Below are 21,668 nucleotides of genomic sequence, written 5' to 3'. Positions count from 1 at the left end.
AAACGAATGATTGAATTCAAGTGGGATCATCTGCAACTGTGCTCGGCGGACGCCGAAGCCACCGCTGCATGGTTTGCGCGCTGCCTGAACGCCGAGATCGTGCGTCGCCCGGGGCGAGTGGATTTGCGCATTGGCAGCATCAACCTTTTCATCACATCGCTGGCGAGCGCCCAAACCGTCCGCCCTCATGAAGAGCAAAGGCAGGGCATCGATCATTTCGGCGTGGTCGTGGACGATCTCGACGCCGCGTTCGAGCATCTGTTGCGCTGTGATGCGGAGATCGTCGAGCCGGTCAAGCGGGTTCGCCCCGGCGTCAGAGCCTGCTTCGTGCGATCGCCGGGTGACATTCTCGTCGAGATCCTGGAGCGGCGCCCCGCCGAGATGACTTTTACCTGAAAAAACGTCACTATTGACGCTGGATCGGTCGCGCTCGTATGCAATGCGATTCACATCGTAACTTCCTGCTCCCCGTTGCGCTGCATCACCTTACCTGCCATCCCATGCGAAACTGGATCACTCTGACTGAAGCGGCTCGACAACTCGGAGTGCAAGCGCAGACTGTCTATGCGTACGTCAGTCGAGGCAACATCGCTGTCATGGCGGATCCGCATGACCCCCGCAAGAGCCTCTATCGTGCGGAGGACGTTGCCGGTCTGTGCCGCAAAAAACAGATGGGACGCAAGCGCGAGGCACTCGCCGCCGGAACTATATTCGGTGCGGAGCCCTGCATTTACAGCAGCATTACCACGTTCTCAAAAGGTCGGCCGTATTACCGGGGACTCGATAGCATCCGGCTTTCGGACACGGCGACGCTCGAGGACGTGGCGGCCATTCTCTGGAATGCGCCTGCATCTGTTTCATTCGAAACCGGTGACGTGCCACTACTGGGCAACGAGCGAGGCAGGCAATGCGCGTTCACATCACTGGCGGCCCTCGCGGCCTGCGGACACTCGACCCTCGGACGCACGGACAGCGCACTGCATGTCGAGGCTGGCCGGCTCGTGGCGCTCATCGCGCAAGCGTTCGGTGCGCGATGTGACGCGAATGCACCAAGGACGCATGAACGGCTCGCGCTGGGTTGGGGCCAGGACCGCAATGGCGCCGAACTCATCCGCCGTGCCATGGTCCTCGTGGCCGACCACGAGATTACGAGTTCGGCGTTCGCCGCCAGAATTACCGCCTCCACCGGCGCATCGCTTCCGGGATGCCTGCTCACGGGGCTCACGACTCTCTCCGGCCCGCTGCATGGCGATGCGTCGGGCCGCGTACGGGCCGTGTTCGACGACGTCCGAAGACTCGGTGCGGAGGATGTCGTTGCCCATCACTTGCAGTCGGCCATTCCGATCCCGGGGTTCGGACATCATCTGTATCCGGACGGCGATGCGCGGGCGGGCGCATTGCTAGACGTGCTGAATCTGCCTCAAGAGCTCGTGTCGTTCATCAACAAGGTAGTTGAGCTGACCGGACTCAAGCCGAATATCGACGTTGCGCTTGCTGCCTTGGCAGCGCAGCTGGCGTTGCCGCGCGATGCGTCGTTCGCGTTGTTTGCAACAGCCCGAAGCGTGGGGCTGCTCGCGCATTGTATCGAGCAGCTCCGGGTGGGCAAGGTCATACGGCCAAGAGGCCGCTATACCGGGCGCGCGTTGGAGGACGCCAGCCCCGCGCTGCCCGTGGAAGGCGGCGAGATGACGCTCGATGCGGCCACGCTCGACAAGAATCGAGTGTTCAAGCCCGTTGAGGGTTGAGAAGGCGTAAAACCGGATTTCCGCTGAAACAAAAAACCTTTGAAGCCAATCGACTTTCGCCGAAAGGACCAACCTGTGCCTTCGGACGTACAGACGGTTTGAGCGAAGTGGCGTCAGTACATCGAGCTAACGCCGTCCGTGAGAACCTCAGTCGAGGAGAGGCTAGACAATCCGCGCAGTGCGTATGTCTCATTGCGCGACACGTACGGTAGCCGTCGTTCGATCAAGCGTCCGATTCTGCGACAGTGGGTCGAATTCCCAACCTCGCCGGGTTGCTTACCACTCCAGTCAATTCCTTTTGTCTGTCAGGCACTCAGGCCCTGTTGGGCGAAACCCAGGAACCTGGCACCCCGGCATTGACCCCGCCCACTACCTCCAACAACCGAGCATCGCGCCTCGACCATATCGATCATCTTCTTGACAGATTGTATGACAGACATATAATAAGTTAAAAACCCGTACCCAAAAAAGCGGACTGCTCAGCTGCGCATAAGCAGCTAACCCAGGAGACAGATGTCGATGCTAGCCGAAGCAAGTATTGGATATCGTCTCGACCGGTTGCCGCTCTCGCGCTTTCACTGGCGGCTGCTCGGCCTGGTTGCTGCGGGCATGTTCTTCGATTCGTTCGACATTTATATTGCCGGTGCCGTACTCGCCGCAATGATCCACAGCGGCGAATCAACACTACGACTCAACGCGGGTTTTGTCTCCGCGACCTTCATTGGCATGATGGCCGGCGCATGGCTGTCGGGCTTGCTCGGCGACCGTTTCGGGCGGCGCTTCTCGTACCAGTTCAACCTCGGCGTGTATGGATTTGCATCGCTTGCCGCTGCTTTGTCGCCCAATGTCTACTGGCTGATCTTCTTCAGGCTGGTAATGGGCCTTGGCATGGGCGCGGAGATCGTGGTCGGCTATGGCACGCTCAGCGAATTCATCCCAGCGACATGGCGTGGACGCTTCGGCACGATCCTGAACCTGATCATCAACACGTCGCTGTTCTTCTCCACGTTTATCGGCTGGCTGATCATTCCCCATTACGGCTGGCGGTGCATGTTCGCTATTGCAGGCGTGGGCGCACTGATCGTCTGGTTCCTGCGCAAGTCGATGATGGAGTCGCCGCGCTGGCTGGCATCGCGTGGGCGTACCACTGAAGCCGAGGAGATCGTGACTCGGATCGAGACGGCTTGCGGGGTGAGCGCCGGCTCTCCCGACTATCCGCACGTGTCCGTGGACCGTCTTTCGCGTGACACTGCGCCCGAGACACCTGCGCGCCTGGCCGACCTCTTTTCGCCCCGGCTCATCAAACGCACCATCACCGGCATCACCGTGCTGATCGGGCTGTTCACGGTTAATTACGCATTCGTCAGCTGGATTCCGACCTTCCTGGTGAAACAGGGACATAGCGTCTCCAACTCGTTGGGCCTCACTACATTGATGTTCGCAGGTGGCCCGCTGGGCTCGCTGATTGCCTTCGGACTCGCCGAACGTCTGGGCAGGAAGTGGGGCATTGTCGCGTTCTCCCTCGTCGGCATTGCGTTTGCGGTTGCGTATCCATTCGCGCAATCGCAGGTCATGATTACGGCATGCGGTTTTGCGATAACCGCGTGCATCTACGTGCTCTCTTCATTCAGTGTGGCCAGCTATGTTCCAGAACTCTTCCCCACGGAAGTTCGCTTGCGCGGCTCGGGTCTGTGCAACACGGTCGGCCGCGGCTTCAACATCCTGGTTCCGTATCTCGTCGCCATGGCGTTTGCATCGTTCGGCATAGTCGGCGTGGTGTCCTTGATTGCCGGCACCTTGCTGCTGCAAGCGCTGATCGTGGCGGCCATTGGTCCGGAAACCAAGAATCGTTCGCTCGAGGAGATTGCTGGGGCAGCGACAGCCGAAACCCCACCCGAAGCGGACACGAGCCCGGCGAGCGCACTCAAATAGACTCCGTTCCAAAGCAACCCGCAACGAAAGGAATCCCTGGTCATGCCAACGCCTGAAAACTATCGCATCTTCGCAGTGAAGTACGCGCATCACGCGCGCCGTTCGACCGAGAACTTCATTGGCGGCGATCCGCACGACGTCCCCATGCCACTCGATTATTTCGTGTGGGCGGTCGTTGGCGAGTCCCGCGCATTCATCGTGGATACGGGGTTCGACAACAGCATGGCGCAACAGCGCGGACGCACCATTACCAACCCCGTTGAAGCCGGCCTGAAGCGGATCGGCATCCGGCCGGAGTCAGTGGACGACGTCATCCTCACGCACATGCATTACGACCATGCGGGTAACCGCGCGCTTTTTCCGAAGGCGCGTTATCACGTGCAGGACAAGGAGATGGCCTATTGCACGGGTCGCTGCATGTGTCATCACGCATTGAGTCATCCATTCGAGCCGGAAGACGTCAAGGCGATGGTCGGCCGGGTGTTCGAGGGTCGCGTGGCGTTTCACGACGGTGATTCGCAGCTCACACCCGGCTTGAGCGTGCACTGGGTCGGTGGCCATTCGAATGGCCTGCAGGTCGTGCGGGTTCACACGGAGCGCGGCTGGGTCGTGCTCGCTTCCGACGCCTCTCATTTCTACGCGAACATACGCGAGAACCGGCCGTACCCGATCGTCTACAACGTCGGCGACATGCTGGAGGGCTTCAAGACTGTCATGCACCTGGCTGACTCGCCCGATCATGTCGTGCCCGGTCACGATCCCGAAGTACTCAAGGTCTACGCGCCGCATGACCGCGAAACCGAAGGCTGGATTGCGCGCCTGGACATGGCGCCGCGTTGAACCGTCCTCATTCTGATTCTTCCCTTACGGAGAGCAAGGCCATGATTGTAGAAATGCGCGTTTATCACTGCCTGCCGGGCCGCCTGCAGGCGCTTCAGGAACGATTCAGCGCCACGACGCTGGTTTTTTTTGAAAAATATGGCATCGAACAGATCGGCTTCTGGACCACGCTGATCGGGCCCAGCAATCACGCGCTTACCTACCTGCTGAAGTGGCAAAGCCTCGCAGAACGCGAGACCAAGTGGAACGCGTTCCAGGCCGATGCCGAGTGGATCGCCAAGCGCGCGGCGAGTGAGGCCGAGAAGATGATCGTCGAGCGGATCGAGAACGTGTTTCTCACGCCGACCGCTTTTTCGCTGCTGAAGTAAGGCAGGGGAAACCCGTAGTAATTGTCTATCGACTGATTGTCATACAATCGTATAGACTTATCGAATGGATGCGGCGAGTGATTGCCGCCAGTCAATTTTGGGTTCTATCACGAAGGCTGGACAGATGACGCGACCGCAACGAATTGGCTTTATCGGGCTGGGAATGATGGGCACGCCCATGGCGCAGTGCCTGGCGAAGGCGGGCTTTGAACTCTTTCTCGCCGATGCCGATACATCCCGAGTCGATGCGCTGGCGAAGGAAATTGGCGCAGCGCGACTGGATGCCGACAACGCCGCATCGCTCGATGCACTGATCACCATGCTGCCGAATTCGGCGATCGTGGAGAGTGTGCTGCTTGATGGCGACGAGAAGGCGTGGGCGCGTCTCCTGCCCAAGGGAGCGGTTGTGATCGACATGAGTTCATCGGAGCCGGAGCGCTCGCGCAATCTCGGTGCGACGCTCGCGAAGATGGAACTCGACTATCTTGACGCGCCCGTTTCCGGCGGCGTGAAGAAGGCGAAGGAAGGCACGCTCGCCATCCTCGCCGGTGGCGACGCAGCCGTGCTGAACACCTGCAAGCCAGTGCTGGAAGCCATGGGAAAGAGCGTCCTGCATATCGGCGCGGCGGGGTCGGGACACGCAGCGAAGGCGCTGAACAATTATGTCTCGGCTGCCGGGTTGATGGCAACGGTTGAGGCGCTGCATATTGCGGAGCGTTTCGGGATTGACCCGGCTTCAATGACGGATGTGCTCAATGCATCGACAGGACGCAGCAATACCTCGGAGAACAAGGTCAAGCAGTTCATGTTGTCGGGCTCCTATGCATCCGGCTTCGCATTGCAGTTGATGAACAAGGACCTGAAGATCGCACGCGCATTGTCCGAATCAGTGGGCTATCCGATGAAACTCGGCATGACATGCACATCGGTCTGGGACGAGGTGTCGCAACGCTCGACGCCCTCCACAGATCACACCGAGATGTACCGGCTGCTTATCAGCGACGAATAAACCCGCAAACGAAAAGGACGAACATGTCTCGTGCGGCTCAGTTTTACATCGATGGACAATGGACTGATCCGGTCTCGCCGGCCTGGTTCGACCTGATCGACCCGGCAACTGAAAGCAAGATCGATCGGCTGGCGTTGGGCAATGCGACCGATGTGGATCGCGCGGTGGCCGCCGCTCGCAAGGCATTTGCCGCTTACTCGGCGACATCGGTGCAAGAGCGCATCGACTTGCTGCGGCGAATCGTTCAGGTCTATGAGCGGCGATACGATGAATTCGCCGAAGCGATGCGCATCGAGATGGGCGCGCCGATCGCGTTTGCGCGCAAGGGGCAGGCAGCCCGCGGTCCGGCCCACCTGAATGCGTTGATCGGCGTGCTCGAGAATTTCGAGTTTGAGGAACAGCGCGGCACCACATGCGTGCGTTTGGAGCCCGTAGGGGTGTGCGGACTCATCACGCCCTGGAACTGGCCGATCAACCAGATCGTGGTGAAGATCGCGCCCGCACTGGCCGCGGGTTGCACGATGGTGCTCAAGCCGAGCGAGTACTCGGCGCTGAGCGCGCTGTTGTTTGCCGAGGTAGCGCACGAAGCCGGCGTTCCTCCGGGCGTGCTGAACGTGGTGAATGGCGACGGACCGGGCGTGGGCGCGGCGATTGCGTCGCATCCGGATATCGACATGGTGTCGTTCACCGGCTCGACGCGCGCGGGCATTCTGGTCGCGAAGATGGCGGCGGAAACAGTCAAGCGTGTCGCACAGGAGCTTGGCGGCAAGTCCGCGAACATCCTGCTCGACGATGTGAACCTCGACGACGCCGTCACGCGCGGCGTGGCCGCATGCTTCACCAATTCCGGGCAATCCTGTTCGATCCCCACTCGCATGCTCGTGCCGCGTCACTTGATGAACGATGCAGCGCAGATCGCGAAGGCGGCGGCATCGAGCTATAGCGTGGGTGCAACGGACAGCGAGACTACGCAGCTAGGGCCGCTTGTCAACAGCAACCAGTTCGAGCGCGTGCAGATGCTGATCCAGAAGGGGATTGACGAAGGCGCACGGCTCGTTACCGGAGGAACGGGGCGGCCTGAGGGGCTATCGAAGGGGTACTACGTCAAACCGACGGTCTTCGCGGATGTCACGCGCGACATGACCATCGCCCGCGAAGAGATCTTTGGGCCGGTGCTGTCCATCATGGGTTATCAAAGCGAGGACGAATCTATCAGTATTGCTAATGGAACCGAATATGGTTTGGCGGCATACGTACAGTCCGGCGATATAGAGCGTGCCCGAAAAATCGGCCGCCAGCTTCGCGCGGGCGGCGTCCACCTGAACTATCCCGCGCCCGATTTCAACGCGCCCTTTGGTGGCTACAAGCGCTCGGGAAACGGCCGCGAATGGGGCGAAGCGGGCCTGCGCGAATACCTCGAGATCAAGGCGATGGTCGGCTACGGCCACGCCTGATGCTCACCCGAAATAACGTAACACAAGAGAGAGGGCCACAAGCAATGGAAGATAACTCACGTTTTGACAAGGGCTTCGAGAACCGCAAGGAAGTGCTCGGCGCGTCGCATGTCGAGAAGTCCTGGGCGAACGCGGACGACTTCAACCGGCCGATACAGAAGCTCATCACTGAATATGCATGGGGCGAGATCTGGGGCGATCCGACCTTGACGTTCAAGACCCGGAGCATGCTCAACATCGGCATGCTGACCGCCATGAGCCAGCATCACGAACTGTCCGTGCATGTCAAAGGCGCGCTCAAGAACGGCGTCACGAAGGAGGAGATTCGCGCGGTGCTGATGCAGGCCGCCGTGTACTGCGGTGCACCACTCGCGCTGGCGGCCTTCCGGGTCGCGACCGACGCGATCAAGGCCTATGAAGCCGACGCCGCCAAGGGCTGAGGTCCGACATTCCCTGGGGCCATCAATCAATAAGCATCCGCAAGCGATGTAGGACGACATCAATGGAGACGAGCATGGAAGCAGTCACGACACACGGCGCCGCAAGAGCGGCCACCGAGCAGTCCGTCGATGAGAAACGCCGCAACGCGATCAAGGGCGCGTTCTTCTCCGAATTCATCGACATGTTCGATATTTACCTGCCGGTCGTCGTGCTTGCTCCGGTGCTGTTCTTCTTTCAGCCCCCGCATCTCGCGCCCGGCATGGAAGCGATCCTCGCTTCCCTCGTTTTCATCACCACCTTGTTAGGCCGCCCGATCGGCGCGCTGCTGTTCGGCATGGTCGCGGACCGGGTGGGGCGTCGCCGGGCGTCAATTCTTTCGGTATCCGGATTTGGCGTTGTCACCCTGTTGATCGCGCTGCTGCCCGGCTACGAAACGCTGGGAATCGGTTCCTACTGGCTGCTCGTGATCCTGCGGTTTATCGATGGTATTTTCCTCGGCGGTGGCTACACGGGCGCGATGCCGCTTGCCATCGAATATTCGAAGAAGGAGCAACGCGGCTTCGTCGGCGGACTGATCATTGCCGGTTTCCCGGCGGCCTACGTGACGATCAACCTGGTTGCCATGCTGATGTTCGCCGTGTTTCCCCTCAACGGCCTGCACTCGCCGTATGTGCAGTGGGGCTGGCGCATTCCGTTCGTGATTGGCTCGCTACTGGCGGGCGTTCTCGCGCTGTACTACGTTCACAAAGTTTCCGAATCGGAGATCTGGGAGAGCGAGACCGGTGAAAAGAAGCCGGAGAAACTGCCGCTTTCCGATCTGCTTCGCGGCAAGAGCGGACGCAACCTGCTGCAGGTCCTGCTGATGATGTCGGGCTTCTGGCTCACGCAGAACATCATCACGATCTTCATGCCGACGGGCCTGCTTGTGCACACTTTGCACCTGTCCGGTTTCCAGATGTCGCTTACTCTGCTGCTCTCCTATTTCGTGCTTTTTTTCAGCTATATCGGCTCGGGCATGCTCGGCCAGAAAATCGGGCGGCGCACGTTTTTCGTGGTCGTGGGGCCACTGATTGCAACGGTGGGCGCCATCATTCTCTATGTGCTTTCCAACGTGGACGACCTGTCCTTGCCGGTCATCATGCTGCTGGTCATGCTGCTCTCAGTGCTGGTGACATCACCGTGGGGCGTGATCGTGACTTACATCAACGAGCGCTTCGTGACGGATGTTCGCGCCACCGGTTTTGGCGTGGGCTTCAGCCTCTCGGTGATCATCCCGTCGTTTTATGCGTTTTATATGAACTGGCTAGGGGCCTTCATGCCGTTGCGGCTCACGCCGGTGGTCCTGCTGTGCATCGGTGGCGTGATTGGTACGGTCGGCGCGCTGATGGGACCGGAAACGAAGCACGTCGACTTTTGAACTTACGGTAGACACTCATGAACACGCAACGCATTGGCTTCATCGGTTTGGGCAACATGGGCGGTCGCATGACTCGCCGTCTGGTCGGGGCGGGCATTGAAGTGCTGGGCTTCGATGCCGCGCCCGAACGGGCGTTGGCAGCTGGCGCACGGGCGGCGATATCGATCTCGGAAGTGATCCAGTTTGCAGACGTGGTGCTGCTGTCGCTGCCGGACAGCAAGGTGGTTGAAGCAGTAGTGGAGGGGGCGGACGGCATTCTCGCCTCGTGCCGTAAAGGACAGACCGTGATCGACTTGAGCACGGCCGCAGCGAGTTCCACTATCAGGCTCAACGCGCTGTTCAAGCAACGCGGCGTGCAGTACATCGATGCCGGCATCTCGGGGGGCGCCGCAGCAGCGGAAAAGGGCACGCTCACGCTGATGGTGGGCGGCGACGCCGCCGCGATTCAAGCAATCCAGTGGGTCTTCAAGCCGATCGCCACGAAGGCGATCACCATGGGCGAGAGCGGCGCGGGTCATACGACCAAGCTGCTCAACAACTTCCTGAACGCAGTGAGCCTGTCGGCGACCGCCGAGGTGATGGTCGCGGGCAAGAAGGCCGGGCTCGATCTCCACAGGCTGCTCGACGTCCTCAATAGCAGCAGCGGCGTGAATTTCGCCACGCAGAACCGTTTTCCGAAGATTGTCGATGGCGACTACCTGGAGGGCGGCCTGACCGGCAAGCTGATGACGAAGGACGTCGTGCTTTATATCGACCGCGTGCGCGAGCTGGGCGTGTCCTCGCTAAATTCATCGGGCCCTCTTGCGAGCTTCGGACTGGCTACCGCGCTGGGTTACGGCGACCAGATCAGCAACCGCGTGGTGGACGCGATAGGTGATGTGTCGGGTGGCGTGCGTCTCAAGGATGCCAAACATTCTTCAACGGGAGAGCAGCAATGAAAGTGTTTCGCGGCAGGGCCGAAGGTGCGGTATCAGAGCAGCGTTCGGCTACGTTCAGCGGTGTCGTGTGGGCAGACTCGATCATGCCGACAACCGACAAAGTCACCATCGCGAACGTGTTCTTCTCGCCGGGCGCGCGTACCTTCTGGCATACCCATGAGCAGGGGCAGATCCTGCAGGTGACATCGGGCAGCGGTTTCGTGTGCGTAGATGGCGGCGAGCCGCAGGCGATTCGCACAGGCGATGTGGTGTGGATACCCGCTAATGAGCGGCATTGGCACGGCGCAGGACGTAACAGCTACATGGTCCATACGGCCACGTCGCTCGGAAAGACCATGTGGGAAGAAGAGGTCGCCGAAGCGGTGTACCAGAACGCGGTGGGCTGAAGTCATGACTGTTCCCCTGACGCAGCGGCAGCAGCAGGCGAAGGACGAATTCACGCGTGTGCACGGCACATGGAGCGATGGTTGGGACAGCCTGTTACGCCTGGACGCCAGCTTCTTCGAGGCGTACGTGGCGTTTTCGGCGGTGCCGTCGAAGAAGAATCATCTCGATGACAAGGTAAAGGCGTTCGTCGCGATCACCGCCTGCGCGGCCGCAACTCATCTTTACGCGCCGGGCGTGGCGCAGCACATTCGCGCCGCGCTTCGCGCGGGTGCGACGCGTGCGGAAGTGGTCGAAGTGATCCAACTCGTGAGTACCGTGGGCATTCATGCTGCGAACGTTGGCGTGCCTGTATTGATCGAAGTGCTTGAAGAAGAGGGCAAGCGCCCGCGTCCAATACCGCTCGATGCCCGCCGTGCCGCGCTGAAGGAAAGCTTTATCGAGAATCGCGGGTATTGGCATTCGTCATGGGAAGGTTTCCTCGAACTCGATCCTGATCTGTTTGAAACCTACGTGGCGTTTTCTTCCGTGCCGTGGCGCGAGGGCGTCCTGGAACCCAAGGTCAAGGAGTTCATGTACTGCGCGTTCGATGCGGCCGCAACACACCTCTACGTGCCGGGCCTGAAACTGCACATGCGCAATGCACTTCGTTATGGTGCGACGGCCGAGGAAATCATGGAAGTGCTGGAAATTGTAAGCACTATCGGCATACACGGCGCCGTACTCGCCGCGCCGATTCTTGAAGCTGCCCTGGATGAGTTCGAAATCAACAACGCCTAGGTAGCGTCCGGCCGTGCAAAGGCTTGCGCAATGGCGGTTTCAGCGGGAACTTCGAGTATCATGGCTCACTGATAAATCGTCCGACGGGAATACAATCATGGCAGCCGAAATGGATTTGATACGACCGGAAACATTGCGGCATCAGGTCGAGACCGTCCTTCGCCAGGCCATCATGTCCGGGCGGTTTGCACCGGGCGCGCGCCTGGTGGAACGCGAGTTGTGCGAGACACTCGGGGTGAGCCGAACATCGATCAGGGAAGCCTTGCGCCGGCTCGAAGCTGAGAAGCTGGTCTGCAGTGTGCCGCACAAAGGACCTATGGTCGCGGTCATTTCGAAGAGCGAAGCGTCGGAGTTGTATGCGATACGCGGTTTGCTCGAGGGCTTTGCAGCGGGCGAGTTTGCGCGGATAGCGAGCGACGCTGCCGTCGTGCAGTTTGGTGAAGCCGTGAAGGCGCTGAAGGCGAAAGCCATGACGGGTGACCAGGCCGGCGTGCTGGCGGCGAAGACCGATCTGTATGACGTGTTGCTCGACAACTGCGGAAACGGGTTGGTGAAAGAAATCCTGACCAGTCTTTATTCCCGGGTGAATTTGCTCCGCGCGACATCTCTGATGCACCCAGACCGGTTGCCGTCGAGTCTCAAGGAAATCGACAAACTGTTCAAGGCTCTGAAGGCACGAGATGCGCAGACGGCCGAGGCTGCCGCGCGCTTGCATGTGGCGAATGCGGAGAAGGCGGCCATGCGGATGCTGGACGAAACCGCCAGCGAATAGGCGTTCACCCCGGGCGTTCACCCCGGGCGTTCACCCCGGGCGTTCACCCCGGGCGTTCGCGCCCGGGTTGCCGTGGCAAAGTTCAAGCGGAAAGCTTGTCATTTGATTAGGATTACTTTTCATGAAAGGAAAGTCTGCACTGGTCACCGGCTCGTCGAATGGCCTCGGGTTTGCGATGGCTGAAGGCCTCGCCCGTTCGGGATGTAACGTCGTGTTCCATGGACTCGAAGCGGCAGAGAGCATGAGCGATTCCTTGGCCCGCATCGAGCAGGATTACGGCGTCAAGGCCGCCTATGTTGAAGCGGACCTGACCGACCCTGGCGCGGTGTCGACGCTGATGAACACGGCGCGCGAACGCATGGGGGGTATCGATATCTTGATCAACAACGCGGTCGTGAGGCACTTTGCGTCAATTGAGGATTTTCCCGCCGACCGATGGAACCAGGCGCTGGCAGTCAACCTGACGGCTGCGTTTCACGCCATCCAGTGGGTCCTGCCCGACATGCGCGCGCGTGGCTGGGGTCGCATTTTCAACATGACGTCGGTGTATGGTTCACGCGCCACGCCGAACCGCGTGGACTATGTGACGACCAAGACGGCGCTGCTCGGGCTGACGCGCGCGGTTGCAGTCGAGACGGTTCATCAAGGTATTACGTGCAATGCGATCTGCCCGGGGACGGTGAAGACGCCGAATATTGAAAGGCGGATCGAGAAGTTGATGGAGGAGAAAGGCCTGGGTCACAGTGACGCCGTCAGGCACTTCCTCACCGGCAAGCAACCTACCGGCGAATTCATCAGTGCATCACATGTTGCGGATCTTGTCGTGTTCCTTTGCTCGGACGCGGGCAGCCAGATAACCGGGGCCATGATGCCAATGGAAGGCGGCTGGCTCGCTGGTTGAACGCATCGTCGTTGTACCGGAGGGAGGACATTCATGAAAGACATCACGCGTAGGCTGGCCTCGTTCGTCGCGCAGACGCAGTGGGAAGACATTCCGCAGAAGGTGCGTCACGAGGCGAAGCGCGCGCTGGTGAATTACTTCGCAGTGGCGCTCGCGGGTTGCTCTGATCCGGGCATCAGTAAAGCCGTAAGCGTGTACGGCCGCTTCAGTTCAGGGCATGAAGCGGGGCTCATTGGACGTGGCGAGAAGACCGACATCCTGAATGCGGCCGCGCTGAACGCGATGAGCGCGAACGTCTTCGATTTCGACGATACCCACCTGCCAACCATCATTCACCCTACCGCATCGGTGGCCGCGCCCTTGTTCGCGCTCGCCCAGACGTTGCCGTTGGACGGCAAGCAGTGGCTGCTGGCGTTTGTACTCGGCGTAGAAATGGAGTGCCGGCTGGGCAATGCGGTGTCGCCGGGGCACTATCAACGAGGCTGGCATATCACCTCTACCTGTGGCGTGTTCGGCGCGGCGGCGGCTAGTGCGAAGGCCCTGGATCTGGACACCGCCAACATTGGCTGGGCATTTGGAAATGCATCGGCGCAATCGTCCGGGCTGGTTGAAACGCTGGGCAGCATGTCGAAGAGCATCAGCGTAGGCAACGCGGCCCGTAATGGCCTGCTTTCCGCGTTGCTGGCGCAAGACGGTTTCGCTGGACCCGAGCGGCCCATCGAAGGCGAGCGCGGCTTCCTGCGCGTGATGAGCGAGGCCACCGACGCCGATGTCGACGCTGCATTCACCACGCTCGGCAGCGAATGGGCGTTGTTGTCGAATACGTACAAACCTTACCCGTGCGGCGTCGTGCTCAATCCTGTTATCGAGGCGTGCCTTGGACTATCCGCGACACCGGGCTTTTCTTTCGCGGATGTCGAGCGGGTCACGCTCCGGGGTCACCCGCTGCTGCGCGCACGAACCGACCGGCCGAACATCACGCTTGGCCGCGAAGCGCAGGTCAGCGCGCAACATAGCGTCGCTGTCGCGCTGGCCAGAGGCCGAGCGGGCCTCGCTGAATTCACCGATGCAGAGGTGGCTGATCCTTTATTGCGGGCCTTTGCAAGCCGTCTGGATTTCGTCGATGACTCCGCGTATTCAGTCGAAGCCGCACAGGTGACGATCACGTTGCGCTCGGGCGAAACGATGTCACGTCGTATCGATGCAGCGCGCGGCAGCCTGCAAGCGCCGCTAGCGGACTCTGACCTCGAAAACAAGCTCAGGGAATTGGCCGAATACGGCGGATCCTCTCGCAAACCCGCCCCATTGATCGACGCGCTATGGGCGCTGGAAAGCGCGCCTGATGCGTCCCTGCCCATGCAACTCGCCTGTCTGTAAGTCCATAAGCGCACGCATGGACGGTGGCCGCTTGGCACGCATACCATTCATTACTGTCGAGGAAGCATCATGCCGGAAAAAATGAAGTTGGGCTTTGTGGGTGTCGGCGTCATGGGGCGTCCCATGGCGCGTCGCCTGATCGAGCATGGTCATTGCCTGGTGATCTACGATCGCGACGAGCATGCCCTGGCGGAGCTATCGGCAATTGGCGCGCAGGTGGCGAGCAGTGCGCGCGAAGTCGCCGATAGCGCGCAGGTCGTCTTCACGAGCTTGCCCACACCCGCGATCTTCAAGGAAGTCGCCTTGGGTGCGCACGGATTGGTATACGGCAAGGCGATCAAGATCCTGGTCGACCTCTCCACCGTCGGCTCGCGCACGGAACAGGAAGTGGCGGCGGGACTGCTTGAAAAAGGCATCGAAACCGTCGACGCCCCCATCAGCGGCGGGGCGGCCGGCGCGCAAAAAGGCGCGCTCGCGGTCATGGCCGCGGGCAAGCCGGAAGCCATTGCTCAGGTAAGCGAACTATTCGATATCTTCGGGAAGGTATTTATCGTAGGGGAGAAGCCAGGTCAGGCGCAATTGCTCAAGCTGCTGAACAACATGCTTTCGTCGACGGCGTTTGCGATTACGTCGGAAGCTTTCGTGGCCGGGGTGAAGGGCGGGCTCGACCCGGAAGTGATGATGTCGGTGTTCAACGCGGGCAGCGGCAAGAACGGCGCGACGCTCGATAAATTCCCGAAGCAGGTGTTGCCGCGCACGTTCGATTTCGGCTTCCCGATCGGCAGTGTCTGCAAGGACATCGGACTCGCGGTGGAAGAGTGCCAGGCGCTTGGCGTGCCGATGTGGTTAGGCAGCACTGCACGTCAGGTATGGAACTACGCGGCAATGCAGGACGGCAAGTCTCGCGACATGACTGAACTCGTCAAGTATGTCGAGAGTTGGTCGGACGGCAAGGGTATCGCTGGTTAGAAGGTTCCGTGGATCCCGTGGCGTGCATTCAGTATTGAGTGAGCCGTCTGCGCCTTCGCGACGCAGGGTCGTTGCTTGGTCAGGGACTGTGGGGAAGCTCGGTATGCCGGCCAATGGGCCGACCGGGTTAAATGGATACTCAGGTCACAGAAGTCATATGCGGCACGATGACAGCGCCCTGCGGACCACCACCGCCTGGCCCGCCACCTGGGCCGCCGTGTCCGGGGCCGCCCCAACCGCCACCGCCCGGTGGCGGTCCCCACCAGCATCCTCCAAGTAACGATGTTGCGGCTGCGAGGGCCGCCATAGCTGCTATCTTTTTCATATTTCTCCTTCGTTTTCCGGTGAGCTTCAATCGTTCACGCGCTCGTTCATGCGCTGGACATTTCGCATGAGTTGCATGACCGGTCCGAACTTAACAGCTTCTACTGAAGCCATCTGCTACGGCGAGTAACCAAACGATAACGACAGCTTTCTCAGCAAGACCGCTCCGGGCCCTTGCCACAGACGTGGGGTCAACGCGCCACGGATGCTTGCGCCACGCATCGTGCCGCCAGCGCGCTAACCGGACGATACAAAATGCAATATGGGGTAAGCCGTTGGCGATGGTTCGTAAGCAGTTCGGCCGTTGAGGCGGCAGGGTGAATCGAACGCGCCGGGATCGAGAGGCAGCGCCATTTTGTTGTCGCCGGTGCCGCACACGCTGCGGGGCTTCATGCCGGGTCGAAGCGAATCCGATCTGTTTACGCCCTTTGACATCGTAGTAAAACTATCAATTGTAATCAGGCCAAGAATTTCTAAATATTCGTGTATTAAATTAAAAGTATCATTTAAATATATGACGTAATTGCGTATTAATGGATTGCAGGGTCACACGGAGTACAAACCCTAAGTTGTCGGCAGCCGGGAAGAGTCCTACATTGGCGTTGTAATACTACGAATAAAAACAAGTTTACTACCGGCTTGGATCTACCAACCCATCCAGCGTCGGTCCTCTTTATTGGTGATTGAGGAGACAACATGGAAGACGCTTCAAAAGGTGTATCGCGCAGAAAATTCCTGGCGAACCTGGCTGCCACCGCTGGCGCGCTGTCCTTGCCAACACTGGGAGCCGCGCAGCAAAAACCGTTTGTGCCGTACAGCAACAAGAGCCTCGACTACTACTTCTTCGCCACCCAGCAGGAAGCCGTCAAGCGCGCTGTCGAGGCAAAGGGCTGGACGTTCCAGGCCGTCAACGCCAACTTCAGCACCACCACGCAACTCGAACAATGGCAGAGCCTTCTGCTCAAGAACCCATCCGCCATCATCTCCGACCCGATCGATAGCCAAGCCATCGTCAGCGCCATCAAGAAGTACAACTTCAAGAAAATTCCAGTCGGCATCATCGATACCCCCGCGCTCGGTGGCGACGTTGCCGTGACCGTCGACTTTGATAATTATGCGGGCGGCGTCATGGCGGCCGAAGCCATTGCCGATGCGTTGAAGAAGAAGCATGGGTCGCCCAAAGGAACGGTGCTTAACTGCTACGGCGCGTTGCAATCGGTCGCCTGGCGCCTGCGCAAGGAGGGCATGGAAGCGACCTTCAAGAAGTATCCGGATATCAAGCTGATCAGCCGGCCGACGGAAGGGCTGCTGAAAAACATGCTGTCGGTGACGCTCGCGACGCTGTCCGAATACCCCGACCTCGATGCCGTGCATGCCCCCAGCGATTCACCGGCGCGCGGCATTGTCACGGCGTTGCAGCAAAAGGGAAAATGGAAGAAAGTGGGCGAACAGGGCCACGTGATCTTCGTGAATATCGACGGCGAGCCGGCCGCGCTGCAATGGATCGCCGATGGTTACATGGACGCCGTGGTGTCGCAGGACCCCATAGCGTACGCGCAGATCACGGTCGAGATGCTCGACAAATATTCGCTCAAAGGCCAGCCTGTGCCGCTGGGCCCTTACCAAAACAGCCAGTATTTCTGGGAAAAAGCGCCGATCAACAAATCCGATACAGGTCCGAGTCTCGTGATCCAGCCGTTTGTCGTCGATGCCAGTTCGGTCAAGGACAAGCGTCAGTGGGGCAATATCGCGTACAACGAATGGGGCCTGCGGTATAGCTGAAGCGAGGCTAAAGAAAGGCTGACGCGAGGTTATCCAAGCACCCGCACTCGCAGCAGTTCCATGTGAACGGCGCCGCGGCGTTCGCGCGGCGCCGATCCTCCAAACAGGGCTTCCGATCATGGCAGACAGCAGCACCGAGTACATATTGAGGACGCACAACCTCGTCAAGCGCTACAAGAACGTGGCGGCGCTCGATCATGTCTCGATCAACATCCGGCGCAGCACGATCCATGGACTGCTCGGCGAAAACGGCGCGGGCAAGTCGACGCTCGTCAGCCTGATCTCGGGACTCACCGCGCCGACCGAGGGCACCATCACGTTCGCCGGCGAGCAAGTGCAGGGTTTCGACGTCAAGCAGATGGAAGCATTGGGCGTATTCCTGGTGACACAGGAGCCGATGATTGTCGAATCGATGTCGGTGGCGGACAACCTCATGCTCGGGCGCTGGCCGGTCAAGCGCGGGCGCGGGTTAATGAAGACAGTCGACCAGCGTGCACTGTTGGCGAACGCTGTCGCCGCGCTCGAAGGCACAGGGCTCGACCCGCGCATGCCGGCGCGCACGCTGTCAGCGGTCGCCAAGCGCAAGCTGAACATACTGCGCGCGCTGCATAGCGGGGGAAAGCTCCTGATCCTCGACGAACCCACCGCCGCGCTGACGCTGGCCGACCGCGATCATCTGTTCGGCTTCATGCGCAGCCTGAAGGCGCAGGGTGTGAGTTTCGTGTTCATCTCGCACTACAACGAAGAGATCCTTGGCATCTGCGACGCGGTTTCCGTGTTGCGCAACGGGCGTCTTGCCGGCGAGATGGACGATATTTCATCGATCACTTCGGACAATCTGTCAGAGCTCGTGATCGGTCGCGATGTCCCGCTGTTTTATCGTGACCGGGCAACGCGGCATGCCCATGCAACGAGCGAAGGATGGCGTGTCGAAGGACTGGTCGCGCCGAACATAGCAGTCGGCAATTTCACGATCGCGCCGGGCGAGATCGTTGGCTTCGCGGGTTTGCCGGGTTCCGGCGCAAAGGAATTCGGGCTGTCGTTGTTCGGATTGAACCACGCCAAGCAAGGGCACATTACGCATGGCGCCCAGCGCTATGGTTTCGCGCAACATCCTGAAGATGCGTTCGCACGTGGTATTGCTTACCTGTCCGATGACCGGCATCGCGACGGACTCGTCGGACTCCAAAGCATTGCGCAAAACATCACGCTGTCGAGTCTCGGCAAGGTCTCGCGCGCCGGCGTGATCGACGCGTTCGCCGAAAAGCAGGTCGTCAAACGCTACTTCGATCATCTTCGCGTGAAGGCCGTGGCGCCCAGCGTGCTGCTCGGCGCGCTAAGCGGCGGCAACCAGCAGAAGGTCTGTCTCGGCCGCGTGCTCGCCACCGATCCCAAACTCCTGATCCTCGATGAACCCACACGCGGCATCGACGTGGGCGTGAAGGAGGAGGTGCACCGGATCATCGACGCACTGACGCGCGAAGGCCTGAGCGTCATCGTCATCACGAGCGACCTGGACGAGATGGTGAGGATGGTCGACCGCGTCTGCATCTTCGTGGGAGGTCAGATCGAGCAGGAATTTACCGGTGCCGACATCGACAAGGACGCCATTCTGCAGGCGGCGTTCGGCACCGCGCTTGCAAATTGAGCAATCAGGAACAGTCAGGAACAGTCAGGAACATTCAGGAGTCAGGTCATGCAACCCAGGAGCGAGTTTCCCGCCCACCCCTCACCTTCCAACGCTGCAACCATGTCGCCACAACCCGCTGCACCCGTCGCCGCAACGCCCCGCTCGAAGACTGGCGTGCAATGGCTATTCCAGAACGTCGTATGGCTGTGGCTAGCCGCGCTGATCGTCATATTCGGGGTGCTGAATCCGTTCTTCTTCACGCTGTCCAACCTGCAAAACGTGCTCGTTCAGGCGACCGTGCTCGGCCTGCTGGCCCTCGCTGTGTCGCTGCCGCTGATGGTCGCGGAAATCGATCTGTCGATAGCGAGCAACATGGGCTTTTCGGCGGCCATTGGCGCGATCGTGACTACCAGGCTCGGTCTGTCGCCGGCGATCGGCGTACCGGTGGGAATCGCGGCTGCGACGGCCATCGGCTTCTTCAACGGGCTGTGCGTCACGCGCCTGCGGATGGTGTCGCTCATCCAGACGTTGGCGGTCATGATCGTGCTGCAGGGGTCTCTGCTTGCGGTCACGCAAGGCAACACGATCTCGGATATGCCGAACCTGTACATCTGGATCGGGCAGACCACCCTCGGCAACTGGCCAGTGATGCCGGTCGTGTTCCTGATTGCGCTGCTGGGCATGGGTTTCCTGCTGCGAAAGACTGTCCTTGGCCGAAGCCTCTATGCCACCGGCGGTAACGCGCTGGCGGCCAACTCGGCGGGTATCCGCGTCAATCGCGTGAAGATCATTGCCTTCACGCTCTCGGGATTGTTGTCGGGCGTGGCGGGCTACCTGCTTGCCGCATGGCAAATGGCGATTACGTCGGATCAGGGCGAAGGTTTCCTGCTGTATGCAATTGCAGCGCCGATCATTGGCGGCGTGAGCGTGTTCGGCGGACGCGGTGGCGCGGCCGGCATCCTCGGCGGCGTGTTGTTGTTGACGGTGATTCACGTCGGCCTGGCGATCACCGAGGTGCCGTCGTTCTATGTGCAGATGATCGGCGGCATCCTGATTTTTATCGCGGTGGCGGTCGACGCCATCCGGGTCAACTTCGTCTCGCAGTGATAGCCGCTGCCGACGTTTTACCAACACGACGTAACTGACATGACAGAACCCAGAAAGTGCGAGATGTACATAGACGCTCACTTCGGTAGCGCTGGCGTGACGCAGTGGCTCGACGTCGTCAACCCGAGCACGGAGCAGATTGTCGCGCACGCGCCGGACGCGGATCAGCAGGTGGTGGATAGCGCTGTCGCCGCCGCAACGCACGCCTTTGCATCGTGGCGATGGGTCAATGCATTCGAACGCTCCCGCGTGCTGCACAAGATCGGCGATGAAATCTCCCATGCCGAGCGCCGCATCGCGACCGCGATCACGGTCGAAATGGGCAAGCCGCTCGGGGAGGCGCTGGGCGAAGCACGCAAGCTTGCGAAGGCGTTCCATTACTACGCCGGAGAAGCCGTGCGGATTTTTGGCGAAACCATACCGAATGAAGAGGATGGTTTCATCAGCTTCGTGGAGAAGGAACCGGTCGGCGTGGTCGGCGCCATCGCTCCGTGGAATTATCCGGTGGAGTTGATCGGCTGGAAACTCGCGGCATCGCTCGCGGCGGGTTGCACGATCGTGGTCAAGCCCTCGGAATACACGCCGTCAAGTGCCGAAGAACTGTTTCGCTGCCTCGATGCCGCCGGTCTTCCGGCAGGCGTTGCCAACCTGATCATGGGCGGCCGCTCGACGGGCAAGCTGCTCGTGGGTCACCCGGGTATCGACAAGGTCGCCTTCACCGGCTCGCAGGCCGCCGGCGAGGATATATACCGGACGGTGAGCGGCATCACGTCGCTGTCGCTGGAACTGGGCGGCAGTTGCCCGCTGATCGTCACGGCCAATGCTGATCTGGAGCGCGCAGTCGCGGGCACATTGCGGCGCGCGTTTCGCAATGCGGGCCAGATCTGCATCTCGATCAATCGCGCTTATGTGCACGAGGATGCCTATTGGCACTTCATCGAAGCGCTTTCGGCAGGCGCGCGCAGACTGGTCGTAGCCGATGGCATCGCGCAGGAAAATGCTGACGTGGGACCCATGACCACGCGTGCGGGACTCGATAAAGTCATGCGCCACGTCGACGATGCAAAAGCGCGCGGCGCACGCATCCTGTGCGGCGGCAGCCGCCCGCAAGCGCACGACAAGGGGCTCTTTTATGCACCCACCGTCATTGCCGATTGCTCGCCCGACATGCTTGTCATGCATGAGGAAACCTTCGGGCCGGTGATAGGCGTGTCGCCGTATTCATCGCTCGATGACGCTATCACGCAAGCGAACGGCACGCCGTCAGGACTCGCGGCGTACGCATACACGGAGCACGTGAAGGAAAGCTTCACGCTGAGCCGTCGCCTCGACTTTGGCAACGTGTCGATCAATCACGTCGATGCCGGCATCATGAATGCGCCGTACGGCGGCCGCAAGCAAAGCGGCACGGGCTACGAACATGGCCGCGAAGGCATGGAAGGCTACCTGCATTTGAAACACGTCCGCTTGCGGCACGGCGCTTAAACGGTAACAGTCA

At 60.3% G+C, this 21,668-nt stretch carries 21 protein-coding genes; 20 read left to right on the top strand and 1 reads right to left on the bottom strand.

The genetic code is table 11. The features are described from left to right. Positions 1-6 precede the first annotated feature (6 nt). The 16 genes from BSU04_RS16420 (at position 7) to BSU04_RS16345 (ending at position 15,327) form a co-directional block, all read left to right on the top strand. Positions 7-396, top strand: a complete 390-nt coding sequence (locus tag BSU04_RS16420) for a VOC family protein (protein ID WP_089161581.1) — start codon at positions 7-9, stop codon at positions 394-396. A gap of 104 nt (positions 397-500) precedes the next feature. Further along, the gene (locus BSU04_RS16415) at positions 501-1,745 is read left to right on the top strand and encodes a citrate synthase (RefSeq protein WP_089161713.1); all 1,245 of its coding nucleotides are present in this window, start codon (positions 501-503) and stop codon (positions 1,743-1,745) included. Between the two features lie 519 nt (positions 1,746-2,264). Then, positions 2,265-3,677: an MFS transporter gene (locus tag BSU04_RS16410; protein WP_089161712.1), complete on the top strand. Its 1,413-nt coding sequence runs from the start codon at positions 2,265-2,267 to the stop codon at positions 3,675-3,677. Between the two features lie 42 nt (positions 3,678-3,719). Then, the gene (locus BSU04_RS16405) at positions 3,720-4,517 is read left to right on the top strand and encodes an N-acyl homoserine lactonase family protein (RefSeq protein WP_089161580.1); all 798 of its coding nucleotides are present in this window, start codon (positions 3,720-3,722) and stop codon (positions 4,515-4,517) included. Positions 4,518-4,558: 41 nt separating this feature from the next. Then, a complete protein-coding gene (locus BSU04_RS16400; protein WP_089161579.1) occupies positions 4,559-4,885 on the top strand; it encodes an NIPSNAP family protein in 327 nt (108 codons plus the stop codon). A gap of 124 nt (positions 4,886-5,009) precedes the next feature. After that, complete coding sequence (locus BSU04_RS16395) at positions 5,010-5,894, top strand: NAD(P)-dependent oxidoreductase (protein WP_089161578.1); 885 nt, start codon at positions 5,010-5,012, stop codon at positions 5,892-5,894. Positions 5,895-5,917: 23 nt separating this feature from the next. Next, complete coding sequence (locus tag BSU04_RS16390) at positions 5,918-7,348, top strand: aldehyde dehydrogenase family protein (RefSeq protein WP_089161577.1); 1,431 nt, start codon at positions 5,918-5,920, stop codon at positions 7,346-7,348. A gap of 44 nt (positions 7,349-7,392) precedes the next feature. Continuing rightward, the gene (locus BSU04_RS16385) at positions 7,393-7,788 is read left to right on the top strand and encodes a carboxymuconolactone decarboxylase family protein (protein WP_089161576.1); all 396 of its coding nucleotides are present in this window, start codon (positions 7,393-7,395) and stop codon (positions 7,786-7,788) included. Positions 7,789-7,862: 74 nt separating this feature from the next. Beyond that, entirely contained in the window at positions 7,863-9,206 is a 1,344-nt protein-coding gene (locus tag BSU04_RS16380) for an MFS transporter (RefSeq protein ID WP_089161575.1), read from the top strand. 17 nt (positions 9,207-9,223) lie between these two features. Further along, complete coding sequence (locus BSU04_RS16375) at positions 9,224-10,144, top strand: NAD(P)-dependent oxidoreductase (protein ID WP_089161574.1); 921 nt, start codon at positions 9,224-9,226, stop codon at positions 10,142-10,144. Further along, on the top strand, positions 10,141-10,530 hold the full coding sequence (locus BSU04_RS16370; RefSeq protein WP_089161573.1) for a cupin domain-containing protein: 390 nt from the start codon (positions 10,141-10,143) through the stop codon (positions 10,528-10,530). Before BSU04_RS16375 ends, BSU04_RS16370 begins: the two co-directional genes overlap by 4 nt. A 4-nt stretch (positions 10,531-10,534) precedes the next feature. After that, positions 10,535-11,308: a carboxymuconolactone decarboxylase family protein gene (locus tag BSU04_RS16365; protein WP_089161572.1), complete on the top strand. Its 774-nt coding sequence runs from the start codon at positions 10,535-10,537 to the stop codon at positions 11,306-11,308. 97 nt (positions 11,309-11,405) lie between these two features. After that, entirely contained in the window at positions 11,406-12,080 is a 675-nt protein-coding gene (locus BSU04_RS16360) for a GntR family transcriptional regulator (protein ID WP_089161571.1), read from the top strand. Between the two features lie 121 nt (positions 12,081-12,201). After that, complete coding sequence (locus tag BSU04_RS16355; RefSeq protein ID WP_089161570.1) at positions 12,202-12,981, top strand: 3-hydroxybutyrate dehydrogenase; 780 nt, start codon at positions 12,202-12,204, stop codon at positions 12,979-12,981. 33 nt (positions 12,982-13,014) lie between these two features. After that, positions 13,015-14,358 (top strand): MmgE/PrpD family protein, encoded by a 1,344-nt coding sequence (locus BSU04_RS16350; RefSeq protein ID WP_089161569.1) that lies wholly within the window; start codon positions 13,015-13,017, stop codon positions 14,356-14,358. A 69-nt stretch (positions 14,359-14,427) separates the two neighbouring features. After that, positions 14,428-15,327, top strand: a complete 900-nt coding sequence (locus BSU04_RS16345) for an NAD(P)-dependent oxidoreductase (protein WP_089161568.1) — start codon at positions 14,428-14,430, stop codon at positions 15,325-15,327. Between the two features lie 139 nt (positions 15,328-15,466). Here the strand turns inward: BSU04_RS16345 and BSU04_RS16340 are convergent, their stop codons facing one another. Continuing rightward, a complete protein-coding gene (locus BSU04_RS16340) occupies positions 15,467-15,652 on the bottom strand; it encodes a hypothetical protein (RefSeq protein WP_089161567.1) in 186 nt (61 codons plus the stop codon). A 695-nt stretch (positions 15,653-16,347) separates the two neighbouring features. On the opposite strand from BSU04_RS16340, the gene BSU04_RS16335 reads away from it, so the two are divergent. The 4 genes from BSU04_RS16335 (at position 16,348) to BSU04_RS16320 (ending at position 21,655) form a co-directional block, all read left to right on the top strand. After that, a complete protein-coding gene (locus tag BSU04_RS16335) occupies positions 16,348-17,433 on the top strand; it encodes a sugar ABC transporter substrate-binding protein (RefSeq protein WP_089161566.1) in 1,086 nt (361 codons plus the stop codon). Positions 17,434-17,551: 118 nt separating this feature from the next. Then, positions 17,552-19,081, top strand: a complete 1,530-nt coding sequence (locus BSU04_RS16330; protein ID WP_089161565.1) for a sugar ABC transporter ATP-binding protein — start codon at positions 17,552-17,554, stop codon at positions 19,079-19,081. A 48-nt stretch (positions 19,082-19,129) separates the two neighbouring features. After that, the gene (locus tag BSU04_RS16325) at positions 19,130-20,170 is read left to right on the top strand and encodes an ABC transporter permease (RefSeq protein WP_179258341.1); all 1,041 of its coding nucleotides are present in this window, start codon (positions 19,130-19,132) and stop codon (positions 20,168-20,170) included. 39 nt (positions 20,171-20,209) lie between these two features. Continuing rightward, on the top strand, positions 20,210-21,655 hold the full coding sequence (locus BSU04_RS16320; RefSeq protein ID WP_089161563.1) for an aldehyde dehydrogenase family protein: 1,446 nt from the start codon (positions 20,210-20,212) through the stop codon (positions 21,653-21,655). Positions 21,656-21,668 lie beyond the last annotated feature (13 nt).

The organism is Caballeronia sordidicola, assembly GCF_002220365.1.
Taxonomy (GTDB): Bacteria; Pseudomonadota; Gammaproteobacteria; order Burkholderiales; family Burkholderiaceae; genus Caballeronia; species Caballeronia sordidicola_C.
The sequence above is the reverse complement of the archived record's forward strand: the minus strand, read 5'-3'. Positions and strand labels throughout refer to the sequence as shown.